The sequence below is a fragment of the Kitasatospora sp. MY 5-36 genome, assembly GCF_001182915.1.
In the GTDB taxonomy this organism is placed as follows: domain Bacteria; phylum Actinomycetota; class Actinomycetes; order Streptomycetales; family Streptomycetaceae; genus Kitasatospora.
Genome location: NZ_LFVW01000866.1, coordinates 1 through 3,719, shown reverse-complemented (window position 1 = coordinate 3,719; position 3,719 = coordinate 1). Strand labels below are relative to the sequence as shown.

The 3,719-nt window shown below is 74.7% G+C and carries 3 protein-coding genes and 2 pseudogenes; 3 read left to right on the top strand and 2 right to left on the bottom strand.

Features of this window, described 5'->3' with window-relative positions; all coding sequences use genetic code 11:
• Both AE652_RS37420 and AE652_RS37415 read right to left on the bottom strand, forming a co-directional pair.
• Nucleotides 1–322 (bottom strand): annotated as a pseudogene (locus AE652_RS37420) (hypothetical protein); the annotation flags it as partial.
• Between the two features lie 5 nt (nt 323–327).
• Complete coding sequence (locus tag AE652_RS37415) at nt 328–621, bottom strand: MoaD/ThiS family protein (RefSeq protein WP_049659718.1); 294 nt, start codon at nt 619–621, stop codon at nt 328–330.
• 741 nt (nt 622–1,362) lie between these two features.
• Here AE652_RS37415 and AE652_RS37410 point away from each other — a divergent pair.
• The 3 genes and pseudogenes from AE652_RS37410 to AE652_RS37400 form a co-directional block, all read left to right on the top strand.
• Nucleotides 1,363–2,094 (top strand): response regulator transcription factor, encoded by a 732-nt coding sequence (locus AE652_RS37410; RefSeq protein WP_049659716.1) that lies wholly within the window; start codon nt 1,363–1,365, stop codon nt 2,092–2,094.
• 127 nt (nt 2,095–2,221) lie between these two features.
• On the top strand, nt 2,222–3,280 hold the full coding sequence (locus tag AE652_RS37405) for a LacI family DNA-binding transcriptional regulator (RefSeq protein ID WP_049659714.1): 1,059 nt from the start codon (nt 2,222–2,224) through the stop codon (nt 3,278–3,280).
• Between the two features lie 153 nt (nt 3,281–3,433).
• Nucleotides 3,434–3,719: pseudogene (locus AE652_RS37400) on the top strand (hypothetical protein); the annotation flags it as partial.

The window sequence follows — 3,719 nt, the reverse complement described above, 5'->3', positions numbered from 1 at the left end:
CGCCCGACAGCGGACCGGACACCACCACCGGCGGCAGCAGCGCCGTCGCCTCGGCGTCGCTCACCGCCGGCACCGGCGGCAGCAGGGTGGTCGCGGCCGCGTCGTCGAACGCGGGCACCGCCGGCAGCACCGCGGTCGCCGCCGCGTCGTCCACCGGGTAGCCGTACGGCGACTGGTGGCCGGGCTGCTGCGGCGGGACGTACGGCTGCTGCTGCTGCGGGTACGGCTGCTGTCCCTGGGGCGGGTACGGCCGGTGGGGCTGCTGCGGCCACTCGCCGTGGCCGCCGTGGTTCGGGTGGTTCGGGTTGTTCATGTCCGTCACGCCGCTCAGCCTCCCGCGAACGGCGGGAGGACCTCGACCGTCCCGCCCTCGGTCAGGGCGACGGTCGCGTGGTCGCGGCCGCCCACCTGGGCCCCGTCGACCAGGTACGAGCAGTGCCCGAGCAGCTGGACGAGCTTCGGCCGGTCGGCGTGCCGCGCCCTGGCCGCCGCCAGCGCCTCCGCCAGGGTCGCCGCCTCGTACGGCTCCTCGGCCAGCCCGGCCTCGGACTTCGCCGCCGCCCAGTAGCGGATCGTCCCGCGCACCCGGGCGCCGCTCGCGGGCTCGGTGGTCGCGCCCATCGGGCCACCCCTTCTCGTCGTCCTCGCCCGGCTCCGGTACCCCGGTCCGGCTCGCCACCGCGACGGCCGCCCGACCACCCGAACGATGGACCCGAACAGCGCCTCCGATGTGCGCCCCCCATGATGGCGTGTCGGCCACCACGAGCGGCAATCGCCCTGGCCGGACCGGAACGGAGTGCGCACCGGCCTCGCACCGGACCGCCACCCGGAGGCGCCGGACCAGCGCCGGACCGGCGCTCGAAGCTGTGTCCAGCCTCACCCGGCGCACGCCCGAATTGGGCGAACCGCCGGATTCCGGCACTCCCGGCGGAGGGGGCGGTCGGCTATCCTCGACCACCAAGAGGGATCCGGGCAGAGTCGCCCCCGGGTCCTTTTGTGCTTCCAGGACGCCGGTACGGACGTTCTTGCGATTCGTCGGCCCACCCCCGGCGCGCAGCAGGGACCTCCCGGCCGGCGCGGCACAACGACGTGCCCCGGCCGGCCGGGGCATCGCCACCCGGCACCGGGCCGCCACCCGGCACCGGACCAGACCGGAGGGTTCGCGGTGAGGAACAGGGCAGAAACGGTGCGCCCGGGGTTGCGGGACCCCCGGCGGACCCGCCGTCGCGCCCCGCACGCCGTCCGCTCCCCCGGTCCGCCGCGACCGGCCGTCGTCCTCCCCTCCCCCTCAGCACGTGCGCCATCCGGCTGTGGCGGCAGCCGTCACGCGACCGCGACGACCCGGAAAGGGGACCACCGGGTATGAGTTCTCTCCTCCTCCTCACCAATGCGCTGCAACCGTCCGCCGAAGTGCTGCCCGCCCTCGGACTGCTGCTGCACAACGTCCGGGTGGCCCCCGCCGAGGGCTCGGCCCTGGTGGACACGCCCAGCGCGGACGTCATCCTGGTCGACGGCCGGCGTGACCTGCCGCAGATCCGCAGCCTCTGCCAGCTGCTGCGGTCCACCGGCATCGGCTGCCCGCTGATCCTGGTGGTCACCGAGGGCGGCCTGGCCGCCGTCACCGCCGAGTGGGGCATCGACGACGTCCTGCTGGACACCGCGGGCCCGGCCGAGGTCGAGGCCCGGCTGCGGCTCGCGCTCGGCCGCCTCCAGGTCGTCACCGACGACAGCCCGATGGAGATCCGCAACGGCGACCTCTCGGTCGACGAGGCGACCTACTCCGCCAAGCTCAAGGGCCGGGCGCTCGACCTCACCTTCAAGGAGTTCGAGCTGATCAAGTACCTCGCGCAGCACCCCGGCCGGGTCTTCACCCGGGCGCAGCTGCTGCAGGAGGTCTGGGGCTACGACTACTTCGGCGGCACCCGGACGGTGGACGTGCACGTCCGGCGGCTGCGCGCCAAGCTCGGCGTGGAGCACGAGCAGCTGATCGGCACGGTGCGCAACGTCGGCTACCGCTTCGTCGTCCCGGAGAAGCCCGAGAAGGGCGAGCGGCCGGAGCTCGCCCAGCGCCCCGCCACCACCCTGGACGCCTGAGGACCGGCCGGGCGGGCCGCGTCCCCCGCCCGGCTTGTCCGGTTCCTCCCGGAGCCGCCCGCCGGCCTGCCGAACAAGGCCCCAGCTCCCCCTGCCGCCCCGGAGGCCACACGCGTAGACTCCCCCCGTGGCCAAAGTGACGCGCGACGATGTAGCCCGGCTGGCTGGTACCTCGACCGCGGTCGTCAGCTACGTCATCAACAACGGTCCGCGCCCGGTCGCACCCGCGACCCGGGAGAAGGTCCTCGCGGCGATCGACCAGCTCGGCTACCGGCCGAACAGCGTCGCCCAGGCGATGGCCTCCCGGCGCACCAACCTGATCGGCATGGTCGTCCCGGACGCCCGCCAGCCCTTCTTCGCCGAGATGGCGCACGCCGTGGAACGGGCCGCCTCCGAGCGCGGCAAGCTCGTGCTGATCGGCAACTCCGACTACGTGGACGACCGCGAGGTGCACTACGTCCGCGCCTTCCTCGGGATGCGCGTCTCCGGCCTGATCCTGGTCAGCCAGGGCCCCTCGCAGCGCGCCGCCGAGGAGTTCGCCGCGATGGAGGGCGCCAAGGTCGTGCTGCTGCACCGCCGGCCCGAGGCGATCGACGACGTCGCGGTGGTCACCGACGACGTGGCGGGCGCCGAGGCGATCGTGCGCCACCTGCTGGAGGTGCACGGGCACCCGTACGTGGCCTGCTTCGGCGGCCCGGTCGAGTCCCCCGCCCCCGGCGACCCGGTCATCGACCACGTCGAGGGCTGGCAGCGCGCCATGGACGCGCACGGCGTCCCCACCGAGCCGCACCTGATCGACGCGCCCTTCCACCGCTACGGCGCCTACGACGTCGCGCTCGGTGTGCTCCGCTCGCCGGACCGGCCGCGGGCGATCTTCTGCTCCACCGACGACCAGGCGATCGGCGTGCTGCGGGCCGCCCGCGAGGTCGGCCTGCGGGTCCCGGAGGACCTCGCGGTGGCCGGCTTCGACGACGTGCCGGAGGCCGCGCTCGCCGACCCGCCGCTGACCACCGTCGCCTCCGACCGCGACGCGATGGCCCGGGCCGCCGTGGACCTGGTGCTGGACGACTCGCTGATGGTGCCCGGCTCGGACACCGAGCGGGTCCGCACCTTCCCGTCCCGGCTGGTCATCCGCCGTTCCTGCGGCTGCGGCGGCGACGCCCCCGGCCGGTCCGTAGCGGAGTAGCCGGCCCGGACCGGAGCGGCGGGCCCGTACCGGAACGGCCGGTTCCGCTCGGCAGGCGGGCTGACCAGGCTTTATGAGAACCCAACGGGCTTCTCTCCCCGTTCTGAGCCGGTTCTCATCCACTCCTCATGCACCGGGCCGAGCTTGGTCGACATGAGCGAGAAGCAGCAGCACCCCAGCGAGCAGTACGGCCCGTACGAGCCCCACGAGCAGTACGACCCCTACCAGGCCCACGGCCGGTACGGGCAGCACGGCCAGTACCAGGCCCACGGGCAGTACGAGGCCCAGGAGCCCCGGGTGATCGAGGGCACCGTGCTCGGCAGCGGCCCGGCCGCCGGCGGCTCCGGCACCACCGGCGCGGACGGGTACGGGCCCGGGTACAGCTACCGCGAGGACCACTCCGACGGCGGCTTCGACGCCCCGCCGCCGCCCCCGCCGA